14 protein-coding genes are annotated in these 16,725 nt (G+C 62.5%); 5 read left to right on the top strand and 9 right to left on the bottom strand.

Annotation, left to right across the window (positions count from 1 at the left end):
• Nucleotides 1-91 precede the first annotated feature (91 nt).
• Nucleotides 92-859, top strand: a complete 768-nt coding sequence (locus VKI00_RS26125; RefSeq protein WP_324443401.1) for a DUF899 family protein — start codon at nt 92-94, stop codon at nt 857-859.
• Nucleotides 860-869: 10 nt separating this feature from the next.
• Here VKI00_RS26125 and VKI00_RS26120 read toward each other — a convergent pair whose 3' ends face one another.
• A complete protein-coding gene (locus VKI00_RS26120; RefSeq protein WP_324443399.1) occupies nt 870-1,304 on the bottom strand; it encodes a VOC family protein in 435 nt (144 codons plus the stop codon).
• Nucleotides 1,305-1,314: 10 nt separating this feature from the next.
• Nucleotides 1,315-1,767, bottom strand: a complete 453-nt coding sequence (locus tag VKI00_RS26115) for an AraC family transcriptional regulator (RefSeq protein ID WP_324443496.1) — start codon at nt 1,765-1,767, stop codon at nt 1,315-1,317.
• 156 nt (nt 1,768-1,923) lie between these two features.
• Here VKI00_RS26115 and VKI00_RS26110 point away from each other — a divergent pair, with 156 nt between their 5' ends.
• Nucleotides 1,924-2,730, top strand: coding sequence for an EamA family transporter (locus VKI00_RS26110; RefSeq protein ID WP_324443397.1), 807 nt, complete (start codon nt 1,924-1,926; stop codon nt 2,728-2,730).
• 27 nt (nt 2,731-2,757) lie between these two features.
• On the opposite strand, the gene VKI00_RS26105 is transcribed toward VKI00_RS26110, so the two are convergent.
• The 3 genes from VKI00_RS26105 to VKI00_RS26095 all read right to left on the bottom strand — a co-directional run bounded on the left by VKI00_RS26105 (nt 2,758) and on the right by VKI00_RS26095 (nt 4,703).
• Complete coding sequence (locus VKI00_RS26105; RefSeq protein ID WP_324443395.1) at nt 2,758-3,657, bottom strand: NmrA family NAD(P)-binding protein; 900 nt, start codon at nt 3,655-3,657, stop codon at nt 2,758-2,760.
• Between the two features lie 89 nt (nt 3,658-3,746).
• Nucleotides 3,747-4,211: a hypothetical protein gene (locus VKI00_RS26100; RefSeq protein WP_324443393.1), complete on the bottom strand. Its 465-nt coding sequence runs from the start codon at nt 4,209-4,211 to the stop codon at nt 3,747-3,749.
• 291 nt (nt 4,212-4,502) lie between these two features.
• Nucleotides 4,503-4,703: a hypothetical protein gene (locus VKI00_RS26095; RefSeq protein ID WP_324443390.1), complete on the bottom strand. Its 201-nt coding sequence runs from the start codon at nt 4,701-4,703 to the stop codon at nt 4,503-4,505.
• A 532-nt stretch (nt 4,704-5,235) separates the two neighbouring features.
• Between VKI00_RS26095 and VKI00_RS26090 the strand changes: the two genes are divergently transcribed.
• Nucleotides 5,236-7,041: a CHAT domain-containing protein gene (locus VKI00_RS26090; RefSeq protein WP_324443389.1), complete on the top strand. Its 1,806-nt coding sequence runs from the start codon at nt 5,236-5,238 to the stop codon at nt 7,039-7,041.
• A gap of 199 nt (nt 7,042-7,240) precedes the next feature.
• On the opposite strand, the gene VKI00_RS26085 is transcribed toward VKI00_RS26090, so the two are convergent.
• Together VKI00_RS26085 and VKI00_RS26080 are read right to left on the bottom strand one after the other, a co-directional pair.
• Entirely contained in the window at nt 7,241-10,414 is a 3,174-nt protein-coding gene (locus VKI00_RS26085; RefSeq protein ID WP_324443388.1) for an adenylate/guanylate cyclase domain-containing protein, read from the bottom strand.
• Between the two features lie 89 nt (nt 10,415-10,503).
• Nucleotides 10,504-11,406 (bottom strand): phthiotriol/phenolphthiotriol dimycocerosates methyltransferase, encoded by a 903-nt coding sequence (locus VKI00_RS26080; RefSeq protein ID WP_414687291.1) that lies wholly within the window; start codon nt 11,404-11,406, stop codon nt 10,504-10,506.
• On the opposite strand from VKI00_RS26080, the gene VKI00_RS26075 reads away from it, so the two are divergent.
• Together VKI00_RS26075 and VKI00_RS26070 are read left to right on the top strand one after the other, a co-directional pair.
• The gene (locus tag VKI00_RS26075; RefSeq protein WP_324443387.1) at nt 11,390-13,114 is read left to right on the top strand and encodes an AMP-binding protein; all 1,725 of its coding nucleotides are present in this window, start codon (nt 11,390-11,392) and stop codon (nt 13,112-13,114) included. The two genes, VKI00_RS26080 and VKI00_RS26075, sit on opposite strands and share 17 nt — an antisense overlap.
• Before the next feature lie 36 nt (nt 13,115-13,150).
• On the top strand, nt 13,151-14,170 hold the full coding sequence (locus VKI00_RS26070) for a rhamnan synthesis F family protein (RefSeq protein WP_324443386.1): 1,020 nt from the start codon (nt 13,151-13,153) through the stop codon (nt 14,168-14,170).
• Here VKI00_RS26070 and VKI00_RS26065 read toward each other — a convergent pair.
• Together VKI00_RS26065 and VKI00_RS26060 are read right to left on the bottom strand one after the other, a co-directional pair.
• Complete coding sequence (locus tag VKI00_RS26065; RefSeq protein ID WP_324443385.1) at nt 14,076-15,320, bottom strand: glycosyltransferase; 1,245 nt, start codon at nt 15,318-15,320, stop codon at nt 14,076-14,078. The two genes, VKI00_RS26070 and VKI00_RS26065, sit on opposite strands and share 95 nt — an antisense overlap.
• A complete protein-coding gene (locus VKI00_RS26060) occupies nt 15,317-16,495 on the bottom strand; it encodes an acyltransferase (RefSeq protein ID WP_324443384.1) in 1,179 nt (392 codons plus the stop codon). Before VKI00_RS26060 ends, VKI00_RS26065 begins: the two co-directional genes overlap by 4 nt.
• Nucleotides 16,496-16,725: the final 230 nt, after the last annotated feature.

Raw genomic sequence — 16,725 nt, 5'->3', positions numbered from 1 at the left:
TGAGTCCACCGGACCACTGCCGGCCGTTGGTCTATTGGCCCCAAGCATTTGATTGATTGACACATCATGTAAGTCTGCTAATTTGGCGACCATGAGCGACTTCGCAGAGCACACGATCGATTTTCCGAATGAGTCGCGGGAGTACCGCGAAGCGCGTGACGCGCTGTTTCAGCGGGAGGTCGATCTCCAGCGGGAAATGGAGGCCGTTGCGGCGCAGCGGAAATCACTACCGCCTGGCGGCGAGGTCCCCGAAGACTATGTGTTCGATCGAATCGGCGACGACGGCGCCGCCACGACGGTTCGGATGTCCGAGCTGTTCGGTGACAGCGACACGCTGATGCTCTACCACTACATGTTCCCGCGTCTCTGCGGTGACGATCGGCCCATACCGACACGCGGTATCGGCTCGGAACTGCCCATTGACGAGGGACCGTGCCCATCGTGCACCCCGCTGATCGACATGTGGAACGGTGTGATCGCCCAGCTCGACGGCTTGGGTGGCAACTTGGCGATCGTCGCAAAGGCCCCGATCGAGCAGGTGGCGGCGTTCGCGCAGGAGAGGGAGTGGCGACACATCGGGGTGTTGTCGGCGGCGCGCTGCAATTTTCGCCGTGACTACGGCAACGACGGTGCTGACGGCCAGCCTCTACCGCTGCTGACCATTTTCAAGCGCTGGGCCGACGGCAAGATACGGCTGCACTGGGCGGGCGAAATCGTTTTCGCAGCGTTTGAGACCGATGATGCGGGCGAGGACCCGGCGCACCTCGACACAGTGCAGCCGCTCTGGACTCTGTACGACATCGCCACATCTCCCCGGTACCGGCACTGGCGATTGGAACATCTGCCGGCGAACTGGTGACGACGCTGGCTCACCCGCCGCTATTTGCGCCGATTTCGGCTAGCTGAGTCAATCGGACACTGTTACCAGACGGGTCGCGAAAACCGGCGTCGATGCCGTACGGCATGTCGTGGGGCTCCTCGGTGAACTCCACGCCGCGGGACTTCATCTCCTGGTAGGTGGCCTGGCAGTCGTCGGTGGTCAGAAATACTGTGCCGGCGAAACCCTTCGCCATCACCTCGGCCACCTGCTTGCGGGTCGCATCATCCATCACCGGCGGACCCGGAATCGCCATCAGCACGATAGACACGTCGTCCTGGCCCGGCGGGCCGACCGTGAGCCAACGGAAGTCGAGATCTGGCAACGAAACATCTTGGCGCACTTCCATACCCACCTTTTCGGTCCAGTATTTCAGTGCCACGTCCTGGTCATGCACCCATAAGTGAGCGCTGGCAATCTTCAGCATGGGCACGACCCTACGGTCTGCCGGTGCCAGTCGTCTTCTCCCCGTGTGCTGTCTTGACGCGGCTATCGGCGCGCGGTCGGGTATCGCGGCGCAAGATGCAGCTGGGCACACGCGCATGCACCGACGCCGGCGGTAGGCTGGCTCGATACACCGCGGGCGGCAACCCGTACACCCGGGCAAAGCTGGTGGTAAATGAGCCGACGCTCTGCAGACCAACCATGACGGCGATCTCGGCCACCGACCGATCGGTGTAACGCAGCAGCGCGGCGGCTCGTTCCAACCGCCGCGTCTGCAGATAAGAGCGCGGTGACTCACCGAAAGTGCGGGCGAACATGCGGCTGAAGTGGGCGCGCGACAGCCCGGCGGCAGCGGCCAAATCATCCACCGTGAGCGGCTCGGCGTAGCGGGCGTCAACCATATCTTTGGCGCGCAGCAGATAGCGGGCGGGCGGAACCTGCGGCATGGTTTCGAATATGCCGGGCGGAGCGCGGTGGCAGGTGACGGCCGGCGAGTATGTCACTACCACATTACGATCGATGCGCGTGAACCGACTCAGGCGGACATGAAGACTCCGACGCCAACGCGCCGGGCTACGGCGTGGCCAGCAGGACTGGTCCTCGTGGCAGCGACGGTGCAAGAAGTGGGTGCCGCCTTCGCGGTCGGCCTTTTCAGCGCTTTGGGTGTGACGGGAACGGTGTTCGCACGTTTCGCCGTGGCGGGTGTGGTGCTGTGTGGGTTCGGCCGACCCCGATGGCGCGGACTCACCGCTCGCGCGTATCGCGCGATCCTCGCGTTGGCGCTGACGCTGACGGCGATGAATCTGTGTTTCTATCAAGCGCTCTCGCGCATACCGCTCGGCGTTGCGGTTACGGTCGAGATCTGCGGGCCGCTCCTGCTATCCGTTTTGCTCAGTCGCCGCTGGTTGAACTGGACGTGGGCCGTGTTGGCATTCGCCGGGGTCGCACTGCTCGGTCTAGGGCCCGGACATTTACGAGCAACAAATGCCATCGGGCTGGCCTTCGCCGTCGGCGCAGCGGCCAGTTGGGCGGGCTACATCTTGGCGACGGCGCATGTCGGCACGATATTCGACAACCTCGACGCTCTCGCGTTGGCGACCCTAATGGGTGGCCTATTGACGGCCCCTTTCGCCATGACCTCGATCGATCCGCACGCCGCGCTCAGATGGAGCGTTGCGGGACTGGCGATCACCGTCGGGCTGATGTGTTCGGTCATCCCGTACTCACTTGAGTTGATTTCGTTACGCAGCCTGCCGCCCAGCACCTTCGCAGTCCTCACGAGCCTGTCGCCGGCCATCGCCGCTTTGGCCGGCTGGTTCATACTGCATCAGCGGCTCGGCTGGAGCGACTACCCCGCGATAGCTCTGGTCATGATCGCCAGCATCGGCGCGGTACGGGCGCTTCCCTGACGACGCCGATATCCAGTCGCTTCGCGCTCACCGACGAGGGCTCCCGCTGATTTCGAACTGGGAGCGGGTGGCTTCGACGTAGTCCTCCACGGTGATCGGCTTGACTCCGCCAATCACCTCGACGAGGTTGTTAACGCCGGCGAAGATGCCGTCGCGGTAGTCCTGTGCCACGGCACTGATGTGCTGTACGAAATGCGCCGAGGCGCCGGCGGCGGTCAGGCCGGCGGCGAAGGTGGGAATGTCGGTGGGCTTGTAGCGCACCGGGATACCCAGGGTGTGTTGGACTTTCGCGGCGATTTCATACCAGTTGAGTTCTTCGGTGCCGAACAGTGGGTAGGTCTGGCGGTCATGCGGGTGGGGGTTTTGAAGAATGGCCGCGATGACATGGGCCTGATCGGCGGCGTCGATGGGGGCGAAGCGGCCATCGGCGAAGGGCAGTCGATAGATCCCGTGGTCGTTCTCGCGGATCCAGAACATGTTCAGTAAGAACGTGAAGAAGGTGGGCCGTAGATGCGTGGTGATCAGCGCGCTGCGGTCCAGCAGCCGCTCGGCGATCCAATGTGCCCGTGCAGCATTGCTTTTGGCTTCCCGGCGCGCCGGGATCTGCGACATGTTGACCACCGCGTGCACGCCGGCCTCGCTGGCCGCCTGCACAAAGTTCGCGGTGGCCTCCACCAGGCCTGGGGCTACGGGGTAGTTGAAGTAGGCCGCACTGACCCCGGCCGTGGCCGCGCTGATCGTCGGAAAATCCAGCAGATCGCCTTGCACGACTTCGGCGCCCAGTTCACGTAGCCGGTCTGCTCGCTCGTCAACGGAGTGCACCAGCGCGCGGACGCGCAGACCACGTTCGCGCAACAACTTCACGGTGTGCGCGCCGGTGTTGCCGGTGGCGCCGGTGATCAGGAACATCTCGTCGGTGTCGGTCATGTCTGTCGCCCTTCTCGCGGATGGATCTGCTCTGGCGCCACCCACTGCCCGAGTAAACCAACGGGCAGTGGTGGACGCCGCGAGCCCTGCTAAAAGACTTCGTTCACGCTTGCGCCGCTGCGGGCCTCGATGGCCTTGACGCTGGTGGTGAACGCCTTCCCCAACGAGCGCTTGCCGACGGTTCCGAGCACACCCGCGAGTACCTTTCCCTTGAGGTTTTTGCCCTCCCGAACGATGACGACATCTACGTCGGTCATTCCGTTGGACCGCCGCGTCAGGGTGTAGGTGTAGCCCGAGGCGCCGCCGAACATGTTGGAGTCGGTCGTCGTGAGCTTGACGTGGTTGGGATCGGACCAGTCGTAATGCAGGCTCTCCCAGATCCCGCCCGAGCCCTCGGTGACGTCGGCCTCAGCAGGGCCCTGGTGATGCACCTTGAGGTACGAATCGGCGCTGTTCGGAAAGAGCTTCGAGCGGCCCGGTCCGAAGTCGGTGAGCCCGGCAATGAACTGCTCCGGGGTTGAGCTGGTCGTCTGGTGGAAGTGAATCGTGGACATCGCGTCCTCCTTTTTGTGGGTGAGCTGATACTTCTGAGCACCGTGAGCGCACCGCGCGCGCTTCGAATTCCGGCAAATGGATCGGCAGCCTGTCCCAATTAGTCCTGGTAGTCACGGGGACAGCCTCAGTGGCCCTCGCCAGTAAACCGGGTGACGGCCGCGGACGGTGCCGTTGCTCAAGCGCTGTGGAGGCAATAGGAAGGAAACTCGAACCTCGGTCACCTCTGTCAAAAGTAGGCTGACCTGCGTGAACACATCAACCGAACTCCGCCTCGACCACACCTTGTTGCATCAAGGCAATGCGAAATCACGCACCAAACGTCTGCGCAAGACATCGCCGACATCATGCGTCGGTACGAAGCCGACGAAACCACTCAGCAGATCGGCACTCGTTGCGGCATGTCCAACACACGTGTCGCCACCGTCCTCCGGGAGCACGGCATCACCATCCGCCGCTAAGGGCTGAACGAAGAAGATCAACTCTGCCGACATCTACCAATCATTCGTGTACGCATACTCAATAGGAGCCGATTCAGACAATCCCCGAGCCGGACTGATATATCCGTCGAAAACTCCAATTTCTGGTCCTACCCTCTACATCACGCCGCTCGCTGGCCCGAAGTCGGCACCTATCCGAGGCGCCGGTATCGACGTGTGCGCGGCTCTCGAAGCGATGGGAAGTCCGGCCGAGCAACCGCTGCACGAAATGGATGCGTGCGACGATCCGCGAGGTCACCGGTCTACCACAAGCTCCAGATGTGGTAGCGGCGCACCGAGGCCTGGCCACCGCTTTCAAGTGGGAATGCCAGCGTCTCCATTGATTACTCCTCTTGCCGCGCCGCTTTGCTCCCATAATGGCCCCCGAAATAGCGGAAGCCGCCTCTCGTAATTTCTAGATGCCTAGAGGGGAATGCCCTAGTAAGGGGCTGCCTGTCTAAGCGGGAGATTTTGGCGTAATTGTCTGGTCGGCCGAAAGAGCGATCTATTCTAACGGAGGTGGGGTGACCGCCGGCTAGGGGAAGTGATGGCCTGGAGTATCGAGCTGGAGATGAGCGCCGGTCCGCGTCCCGGTCAGTTCATCACCCGCGTGATGAATGCTCCTTCAGGTGGTGAACCGTCCGCTGTTGTTCAGCTCGATGTGGAGGGCTTGCTGCGGGATCGGTACGCGTTGGAGATGACCGTGCTGGCTTCGGCGGTGGCGGGGCGCAAGATCGTTTCGGCTCCCGAGAAAGAGTTGCGCCGGGTGGGCCTGCTACTTTTCGATGCGCTGTTCAGCGGCCCGGTGTTGGGGGCTTACCGGGCCAGCGTGGGAATCGCCCAGCGGCGCGACGAACCTTTGCGGATGGTGCTGCGGCTGGCTGAACCAAAGCTTGCCGCGCTGCCCTGGGAGGCGCTGTTTGACCCTGAGATCGAGGCCTACATCTGCCGCAAGGAGCCGCTGGTGCGTCGCGTCCCTGCGCCATTTACCCACCAACCCCTTAAGGTGACCCCGCCGCTGCGAGTCTTGGGGCTGATCGCCTCACCTCGCGGGATGCCGGCTCTGGACGTCTCAGCTGAGCAAGACAACCTGTCCCGGGCTCTAGCCGGCGCAATTTCCGGGGGCCTGATCCACCTGGAGTGGCTGGAGCAAGCTACCTGGGAAGCGGTGCAGGAGAAACTTCTGTCCGACCACTGGCACGTGTTGCACTTCGTTGGCCACGGCGACTACGACCCCACAACCGACCAAGGAGTCCTCGCGCTGGTCGGGCCGGGCGGCCAGGCGAATCTGGTGGGCGCCGATCAGCTGGTTGACCTGCTGAACCAGGCTCGACCGACGCCACGTCTTGTGGTGCTGAACTCCTGTTCCTCTGGTGCGGAGGGGACGCAGGACCTGTTCTCAGGCACCGCCGCCGCGCTGGTGCACAGCGGGATCAGCGCGGTGGCCGCGATGCAGTTCACTGTAAGCGATCCCGCGGCTATCGCCTTTGCTGAAGGCTTCTACGTAGCGATCGCGCATGGGCGCAGTGTCGACGAGGCCAGCCGCAGCGGTCGGATCGGCATCCTCCAAGCACCTGGAACGCTCGAATGGGTAACACCCGTCTTGTATGTTCGCGGGGAGAACACGCAATTGTTCCGGGTCGACGAGCGTGCAAGTCGCTCTACGAGGCCCCCGGTCCGGCGCAAGAAGACCGCTCCGGCACCCCGACCCAACAAGAACAGCTCGAGCCTGGACGGCACGGCTCCTGCGCCCGCGGACGACGAAGATACCGGGGGATCCTCCCCAGCGCCAATCGTTCATCTGGCTGCGGAGCGGGACACGGATACAGACCAGACCGAATCGCTGAACCGCGACAAGCGCCAAATCCCACAACGAGAAGAGCCGAGACACGAGCCGCGCCTAACCGGAAAACGTGGGCTGCTCGTAGCAATACTGGTGGTCACGGGCGTCCTTGCAGTCGCGGGCGCTGTTCTGCTGGCTAAGTTCATCCTGGCTCCGCCGTCGCCCACGCTGCCGCCGCTGGTGCAAGGCCCCGACAACAGCAGCCTCCGTGCGACTTGCGACCACGGTTATTCACAGCCTAGTGAGACAGGCTTCGGGAGCCATTCTGGGCGTGGCACCGGTAGTACGTCGTGCTACTTCGCGCAGAGCGTGCTCAATGCGTATTGGTCACAATACGGTCGCCCGACCCGCGACCAGCGAACGGTATCGGCGCGGGGTGCCCTCGACTGCAAACCTAACGGCGGCGTGCAATGCGATGGCACGAATTTCGTAATGCAATGCGCGGGAGACCCTGCAGGCAACTGGATCAGCTGCACTGGGGGCAAGAACGCGCGCGTCTATCTGTTCTAGCGGCCGCCACATCCCTCCGAGACGAGGCAGCCCGCGGACGCACCCGCGTCGAGGAATTCGTTGTTCCCGACCCCGGCTGCGCTTTGTGCATCTCGACGACCTCGCACCCAACTGGCCAGGTTCAACAGAGCGGTGCGTCCTGGGCGAGTGACATCGTGACGACACAACGGTAATGGGGTCGGCTTACCCCAATCGACCTTTACGGCATCGCCTCGGCCCACGCGATATGTCCGTCGAAGCCAAGCGTTCTCGCCATGTCGCGGTAGCGATCCCTGAAGTGCGTGTAAGCCCCGACATCGCCTTGAACCCGCGCCAGTAAAGCTCGCGCCCGCTCCAGCCAGATGTCACGTATCACCAGGCCCTCATCGGCTGGCGCAGCCGCTAACCGCTCGATTGCGGCCTCGGCTTCGGCCACGTCACGTTCGGCCCCGCGGTCGAGCAGTGTCTCCACCAGAACACCCGTCGCGGGAACGCCCCACGACAGCAGTTGTCCATCGCGAGCGAGATGGTCGACGGCGGCGCACATCAGCGGTATCGCTTGGTCGCGATCTGCACGGCGAGCCGCCTCACGCGCCACGTACACGTCAAGCATCGGTAGATCGCACAAGAAATGCCCCCCGCGCAGGAACACTTCGCGGACCTCCGCCAGCAGCTTCTGTCCGCGATCACGCTCGGCATCCGTGTGGCGGTGCACCAGCGCAAGGCCCAGGGTCATCCAGGCGACACCCAATTGGAGGTTATCGCCCGATCGTTCGGCAATCGCGAGCGCATCCTCGATCTCGCGCACCGCGGAATCGTCGGGCAGCACCACGCCACCCGGTATCCCCGCGGAGTACACGTAGCTGACGACCGTGACGTAGGACAGGGAGTCGGCGCCGTGCGCCATGGCCAGACCGCGCCTCTGGTCGTCTCGCCATCCGGGACGACCCAGGGTGTAACGGGCGATAGCCCGCTGCACGAAGGCGAGCGCTAAGGGAGACCCGAAAAGGAAGTTGCCCTTGGCGGGATCACCGTCGGCAAGGTCGATGACCCTCTGCGACAAGCGAAGCATCTCAGCCCACTCGCCACTTGCCATCTTGGCGCGGATCGGCGTGAAAGACAGCCCCACCATCAAGGTTGGATCGCCGATGGACTCGATAAGGGTGATGGCTTCGGAAGCCAACCGCGACGCCTCGCGCACCCGGTCCTGGAACGTCTGGTCCACCACCAGCCCTGCCATCGCGATGGCCAGTGACGCCTTGTCCCCGGCGGCGCTGCACAACTTCCGCATCTCATCGAAGCGGTCCCCGACGTTGTTCACATGCACCCGCCAGGCGATCCCGCACAACATGGTGCGAGGAGCAATGCACATAGCTGCCCGGTATGGCTCATCGGCGGGCAATGCGTCGGCGATCCTGGTGGCACTCTCCCAACTCAGCCGCGCCGCAGCGATGTCGCGGTAGGTCGCCCACTTTGCCGCGCGCATGTGCCAACCGTAGGCGTCCCGCAAGTCACCCGCGGCTTCGAGATGTTCGGCGATCAGCGCCGCGTTCTGGTCGGCCGATTCCGGCTCGCGGGCCTCGATAGCGGCGGCCAGACGCCGGTGCATCTGGGCGCGATTGGATTTCAGTTGTGAGTCGTAGGCCACGGTGCGGATCAGCGGGTGGTGGAAAGCGAACTCGGCGCCGGGTGTAAAACGGACCTGATCGATCAGCACGGCCCTCAGCAGCGCGTCGAGTACAGGGGCGTCGCCCACAGCGGCGAGTAAGTCAGGCGTGAAGCGCAAGCCGATCACTGCCGCGGCGTTCAGCGTCTGCTTGGCATCAGGATCCAGCCGGTCGATGCGCGCGGCGATGGTGGCGTACAGGGTCGCCGGAACGGTGACCTCGGCCAGATCTGTGCCGCAGGTGAAACCGCCGCGGTGCCCCTCGAGCACAGCGCGCTCGGCGAGCTCGCGCACCATCTCCTGCGCGAAAAACGGGTTCCCGCCTGCCCGTTCGGCAACGAGCGCTTTGATCCCGGCGACCGACGGATCGGTGCCCAACAACTCGTCGATCAGCGCCGCGATCTCCGAATCACTCAAGGGTGCCAGCGAGATCGTCTGCGATCCAGGCACGTTCGCGAGTGCACCGGAGTACTCGGGGCGGTAGGTGATCAGCACCATCGACGGCGTTCGGGGTATGACGGTGAGGAACTCGGCCAGCATCGACTCGCTGACCTCATCGATCCAATGCACATCCTCGATGACGAAGAGGACCGGTTGGGTGCGGGTCAACGACATGGAGTTGATGAGTGCGGTCAACCGTCGCCGCCGCGCGTCGGGATGGATCGTGGGAGGCAGCGTGTCGGGATCTCGAATGCCCATCAGGTCATAGAGCAGCAGCACATCCTCCTCGGAGGCATCGGGGATCCTGGCGCGCACCTGTGCGCGCGCCGCCTCATCGTCGAGCTCGGTTATTCGGACGGCTTCGCGCAACAGCGCGGTCGCAACAAGAAAGGGGACATCGCTGGTGTGCGACTCGCAGAAAACTGAAAACACATCAACACCACGACGACGGGCCATCGCGACCGCCTCATCAGCGAGTCGCGTCTTGCCGATGCCCGCCGGTCCGGCAACACAAACCACACATCCCCGCCCACTCATCGACCGATCCAGCAGGCCTGCGATCGTTGCAACTTCGAGGTCACGCCCAACCAACACGCCTTGCAGGGAGCGACTTCGTTGACGCTCGTCCGCCAGGCCAAGAAGACGACGGGCCAGCACCGGAACATCGCGGCCCTTGACATGGACCTCCTCGGCTTCGGCCAGCAGTGTGGCGTGCTGAACCAGTCGGGCGGTGGATTCGCTGAGCATCACCCCACCCGGCGGTGCCACAGATTCCATCCGTTGCGCCATCCCGACTTGCTCACCGATTGCGGTGTAGCCGAACGGTCCCGAACCGATTTCACCCGCGATCACCTGACCGGAGTTCAGTCCCACCCGCAACTGCAGCTCCACACCGTCGCGCTCTCGGACGTCGATCGCAAGCCGCTTGATTTCCTCCTGAACGCCCAAGGCCGCTAGACAGGCGCGAACAGCGTGGTCCTCGATCGCCACCGGTGCGCCGAACAGCGCCATGATCCCGTCGCCGGTGAACTTGTCCACTGTGCCCCCGTAGCGGCGCACCACCTTGGTGCAGCGGTCGACCAGTTCGGCCATGATTTCGCGCAACCGCTCCGCGCCGACGGCCATGGCGATGTCCATGGAATGCACGACGTCGGCGAACAGCACCGACACTTGCTTGTACTCAGCATGGGCGTCGGTCGCAGCAACAGGTGAGCCACATGCGTGACAGAACTGCGCAGTCTCACGGAGTTCGGTGCCGCACGTCCGGCACGCCGCTACGGCCGTCATCCGACCCTCCGCCAATCCTGGCCCCCCGCGTTTGCAGGGGTCCTCAAAGAATAGGCTGTTGGAGACTCCGCAGCAGTCATCACGCCGCCTCAATCCTTGGCAAAGCAGAACAACCGGTACGAGGCCTCACCGATTTCCAGACGGCGGTAGATCAACGAGCCCGGCCCACCTGCATAGTCATTGGCTATGCCGTGCAGAACCGCGATATTCGGCAGACGACGAGTGATCTGGTCTAACAACCGGTTTTTCTCCAGCCCGCGCATAACTTCCGCGTTGACGACCTGTTCCGATATCAGGCGCATGGGGATGTTGGCAAGCTCCGCCTCCCAGGCGGCGATTTCGTCGGCGTAGCGGATATCGGCGTACACGAAATGCCCACCCGGGCGCAGCACGCGTTCTACTTCGGCGAAGAAACGTGCGACGTTTTGGTAGTTGATGGCGGCTTCGACGTTGATCACAACGTCGAAGCACCGATCAGAGAAGGGCAGGCTCTCGGCGTTGCCTTCGACGAAGTCAAGGCCAGGCAGATTGTGCCTCTTTCGGCAGAACTCTATGCCGACGGTGTTCAAATCCAGCCCTGTATAGGACGCCGGGTGCAGGGTCCGCGTCAGATACGATGCGCCGCCGCCGTGGCCGCAGCTGACCTCCAGCACTTTTTTAGCGGTGAGATCCACCTGGGTTGCCGTGCGGTGGTAGAGCTGGATGGGAAACCGGTCGGACTCATCGGACGCCGGCAGCGGCAGAGCCATCGGCGGCTCCTCCTCATATCCGTAGTTGAGGAACAGCACATCGTCTCTTGTGAGCAGTCGGCTGAGGAACCGGTAACCGTATTTGAAGCGCGAATTCAAGATTCTCAAGAAGATTGGGTTGTGGTTCAGCCGGTCGATGAGCCTTTCGGTCGGCGTCCGTTGGAGGCGGCCATCATCTCCGGCGCAAGTCCGACGCCGTGGTGATGGCGGAGGTAACCTGACGCCCATGCTTAAGTCTCCCATCCCGACTTTGCTGCGCGAACGGGCCAGTCTGCAGCCAGACCGGACGGCGTTCACGTTTATGGATTACGAACGGGACGGGGAAGGCATTCCCGAAAGCCTGACGTGGTCGCAGCTGTATCGACGAACAATTAACCTTGCACAAGAGCTCCGACTTCACGGGTCAACTGGTGGCCGGGTTGTGATATTGGCGCCACCAGGACTGGACTACATTACGGCGTTTCTTGGCGCGTTACAGGCCGGACTCATCGCGGTGCCGCTGGGTGGCGCCAGCGATGAACGTGTTGATGCAGTGCTGTGTGATGCGTCGCCCGCTGCCGTTCTCACGACATCCGATGTTCCAGGCGATGTTGCCCAGTATGTCGAGGCGAAGTCCGGGGAATCCGTTCCGTCGATCATCGAGGTCGATTTGCTGGACCTCGACTCGAAGACTGGGGCCGCCCCGCGCGTCGATGGTTCGGCTGACACCGCATATTTGCAATACACGTCGGGATCGACACGCACCCCCGTCGGGGTCATGGTCTCGTACCAAAACATCATGTCGAATTTCGAGCAGATCAACGCGAGCTTCTTTGGGGACCACGGAGGCGTTGCGCCACCCGACACCACTGTGGTCTCCTGGTTGCCGTTCTATCACGACATGGGATTGCATCTCGGAATCATCTTTCCGGTTCTGACGGGTTTTCATACCGTGCTCACCAGTCCGGTCTCGTTTCTGCAGCGGCCGGCCCGGTGGATGCAATTGCTGGCCAGCAACAGCCATGCACTTTCGGCAGGACCTAACTTTGCTTTCGACTTGGCGGCACGAAAAACATCAGATCGCGACATGACCGGCCTTGATCTCGGACATGTGCTCAGCATCCTCAGTGGCGCCGAGCGGGTACAGCCCGCGACACTCCGGCGCTTCGCGGAGCGGTTCGCCCGCTGCAACCTTCAGGACAGGGTGTTACGGCCCTCGTATGGAATGGCCGAGGCAACGTTGTATGTCGCGACTCGTGCTGCGGGTCAACCACCACAAATCGTTCGTTTCGAATCCGAAAAGCTGACCGAGGGTCTCGCGACGCGGTGGGCAGGCGGGGGCGGTACACCGCTCGTGAGTTACGGCGTGCCGCAGTCACCGATGGTGCGGATCGTCAATCACGAGAAGGGTATTGAGTGCCCGGCGGGAACGACCGGTGAAATCTGGGTGCACGGAGGCAACGTCGCTGCCGGCTACTGGCAGAAACCGCAAGAGTCTGAGCAGACATTCGGGGCGACGCTTGTCACTCCGTCGCCCGGCACCCCTGAAGGGCCGTGGCTGAGAACCGGAGACTTGGGCTTCATCTCCGAAGGAGAGCTGTTCATCATCGGCCGTATCAAGGACCTTTTGATCGTGTATGGGCGCAACCACTCACCCGACGACCTCGAGGCGACGATTCAGAGCATCGCGCCGGGACGTTGCGCGGCGATCTCGGTTCCGGATAAGGGCATGGAAAAGCTCGTCGCCATCATCGAACTCAAGAACCGCGCGGACTCCGACGAGGCATCGAATGGATTCGATGTCGTCAAACGTGAAGTCACCGCGGCGATATCCAACGTACATGGCCTCAGCGTCGCGGATCTCGTTGTGGTAGCGCCTGGTTCGATTCCCATCACCACCAGCGGCAAGGTCAGAAGAGCGGCCTGTGTTGAGCGGTACCGGCGGAATCAGTTTGCCCGTTTGGACGTTTAGTACTACGGAATTCGGGTCGTGTTGAAACTCCCGAACATGCTGCGCACCGAATCAGAGCGCACCTTGGCCGCCGTGCGCCACCGCTTGGACGGCAACACGTTTCGCTTCCTTTGCGAAACCCACGTGGCGCTTGCACCGCAGCCCCCACCCGATTGCCGCACGCTCGTCCTGTTCGCTCACTTCGATCCCCAAGGCATCGTCGATCCTTACGTCGGCTACTACCTGGCGGCGCTGCGCGGGCTGGGCGCGACCATCGTCTTCGTCTCCGGCTCGCCCACCCTCACGCGGGAGTCGGTCGCTCCCATCCGCTCCCTGTGTGCAGGCGTCTACACCCGCCGCACGCTTTCCCACGACTTCGGCTCGTGGCACCTTGCTTGGTGCATCCTCAGGCAGCGCGGCTGGTCGCTCGATCAGTTCGACCGCTTCGTCATCGCCAACGACAGCGTGTTCGGTCCGCTCTTTCCTCTCGAAAAGATGTGGAACTCGTTCCACGACGCTGACATGTACGGCGCGATCGAAAATACCCAGCTGGTTCCGCACCTTCAGTCTTTCTTCCTGGCTTGGGATCTCAACTCGCGCACCCGCCCTTTCCTCAACGATTTCTGGAGTGAGTTCACCTACGTCGTCCACAAGGGCACCGTCATCTGGCGGTACGAGATCGGTTTATCCCGACGGGCGCGTAAAGCGGGGCTCAGCGTCAAATCGTTCGTCTCCGCCGCGGCCATCGAAAGAAGCTATGGACGCTCATCGGAGCCTAGGTGGGCTGGTGCGCGCTCCGCGCGCAATAACGGCACTCTCTATTTCTGGGACGGCCTCATCAAGGATTTTCGGTTCCCTTTCCTCAAAACGGTGCTGCTGCAACACAAAAGGGCTTGGCGCAGTTCCATGCCGCAGCTGCGCGACGTCATTGAGCGGCACACCCGCTATCCGTTCCGGCTCATCGAGGCCAACGTGGACAGGGTCAGCCGCGAGCGGCGTCTTCCAAGAGATCAGCGGTCGCGGAAACGCTTTCGGCAGGCTTGGTCATTTGGCTGGCGATTTCGCGGGCTCGGCTAGCGTATTGCGGAGTGAGGATCTGGCGGAGATGCCCGACTAGCGATTTCCGGTTGATGGTCGACAAGCGCCCGGCACGGCCGACTTTCATGCGCGTGATCTGGGCACCCCAAAGTGGTTGATCGGCCACGTCCCAGAGCACCAACATGGGGATTCCGGCGCGCAGGGCGGCAGCCGTCGTTCCTGCGCCACCGTGGTGGACGACCGCGCGACAGATAGGAAAGATGGCCGCGTAGTTAGCCAGGCCTACAAGTTTCACGTGGTCAGGATGTGCGCTGCGGTTGGACTCGGTCGCGTCGGAGTAAATCACGGCCCGTTCGCCTAGCGCCGCGCAGGCAGCGGCGATCATGGCGATCGTATCGGCGGGAGATTGGACTGGTGTGCTGCCGAAACCGAAGTAGATGGGAGGTGCTCCGTCGGCGATCCACGACGCGAGCTCACCGTCGGCATCCGTCGGCAGCTCCATCGTCAGAGCGCCGACGAAGGGTCGCCGGCCGTTCCATTCCTCCGCGAGGCCCGGAAAGCACGCCTCGTCGTAGGCCTGGATTTCGAGCGATCCACGTTCCGCCATTCGTTTCACCGCAGGTGCCGCTGCCCGCGGTAGCCCCAGTTCACGGCGTTGTGTGTCGTCGACGTCTTTGGTTATGCGCCAATACAGCCACCAAGCCGCCCTCAGCGTCGAGCGGACCAGGGGCGTCGGCGACGGTATCGCCGGAAGTGCGAGCTGGCCATTGACGCAGATCGGCATGTGGTGGAGCGCTGCCAACGGAATATCGTGGTATTCAGCAACATTGGCGACGACCCCGTGGTACGTCTGGCCGGTTACCAGCAGGTCGGCCCCTTCTGCGAGGGGAGTCAGCGTCCTGCTCATCTGCGCCCAGCCCTCGACGAAAAGCTCCCTGCCTGCGCGCACCACGTTGATCGGATTCTGTGGCCTGAAAGCGTGGTGAACGAAATCCGCGACCGCGTTCACCTGCTCCTGCGAGTCCGGGCCGTAACCGACTGCGGTCAGTCCGGCTGACTCCACGAAGTCAACCAGGTTGGGTGGAACCGCCATGCGCACTTCGTGTCCTCGCCGCTGCAGCTCCCGAGCGACAGTGGCGCAGGGCTCGACATCGCCGCGAGTTCCATGCACGGCCAAGACAACTTTCATCCGGATACGTCAACTGCGGCATCCGCGGGGCGTCCGTCCGTGACCCGCTTAAAAACAGTTTTCATTGCACTCAGATATCGGGTCACGGAGTCCCTGGCGACGGGGTTGTTCTGGAAGTTCACCCAAATCGACACCTCGTCGAAGATGCGAATTACCGAGGTATAGATGTGCGCCGGATCCCTTGGGTCGCAGTAGATTCTGATATTCGCGTCCTTCATGTGGGAGGCGATCGTAGCTGAAAATGGGGGAAGGCCCGTATCCATGTAGTTGACCATGGTGCAGTTCGGTCCCCATTCTCTGAGCCAGGGCGCCAACTTCAGTACATAGTTAAACGGCACGTTCGCGAGGTCTAGGTTCGAATCGAAGGAAGCCTGCGCGGCACGGGCAGTGTCTTCGAAGGACGCCGGATTGACCGGAACAGTCAGTGGAACCACGCCGGTGAACCACCCCATTGTCGAAAATTCTGCCAGCGATCTGCGCTTATCTGTCGGCGTAAGTCCATAATATGTTGTGGCGCCGGTCAACTCATATTGCGCGAGAGCCACACAGGCAAACATGCCGCCGCTGAAGCGCGCGCCCGCCGCTATGCAGAGGGCTTCAAATTCGGCCGTCTGTTCCCGATCCATCAGCCGTTCGACCACGAGGTCGCCACCAGAAGCTGCCGACAGATCACCCAGTGGCAGTGGGAAGTCCGGCAGGGTTCCACCGTTGTTTTCGGCGAACTCGATCCACCTACGGACCTCGGGGGAATCCAAGGTGAGAGCAGACATGTGCTGCTTCTCGCGGATGCAGAAATCGTCGTGACTGGCCGCAGGTGGCAACTGAGCGAGCCCGGCGCCCGTCACGAGGACACGGTAGTTCATCACGATCTCGGTATATAACCCGGAAATAATCGTCGGGTCACAGTGGACGTGATCGACAATCGAGAAAAATGTGAAGTGGTCCGCGCACTGAATGATGCCGAACCTGAAGCAATCCCACTCCACCGGATCCGGGGTAGACAGCACAAATTTATGCCACTCATTTGGCGTCATCTCATCATGCCGGGTCGGAGTGAATTCGATGTCGGCGGGGTCGCCGATAGTATGCCGGACAATGCGTTCCGCATCTTCATACTCAAACCAACTGTGATACGTCTTGTGCCGGCGTAGGTGTGAGTTGATGACGTAACTCATGGCACGGACATCGCACCGACCGGGTTGGTCTCCGGAGCCGATGACCAGCCGTGCATAATTCCGCCCCCGTGCCGCGTAGCGGGAAAAGCCGCGAAGATGGGCGTCTTGCATAGCGCTCAGTGGCACAGCACTTATCGGAGCCTGCCGGGCTTTCTCAAGCGAGGCCGGCGAGGGTTGCCAAGACACGATTCTGCCCGGCTCGGGCGCCCAGTCATAAACAGTTCCGACAA

The organism is Mycobacterium sp. (assembly GCF_035314665.1).
In the GTDB taxonomy this organism is placed as follows: domain Bacteria; phylum Actinomycetota; class Actinomycetes; order Mycobacteriales; family Mycobacteriaceae; genus Mycobacterium.
The sequence above is the reverse complement of the archived record's forward strand: the minus strand, read 5'-3'. Positions and strand labels throughout refer to the sequence as shown.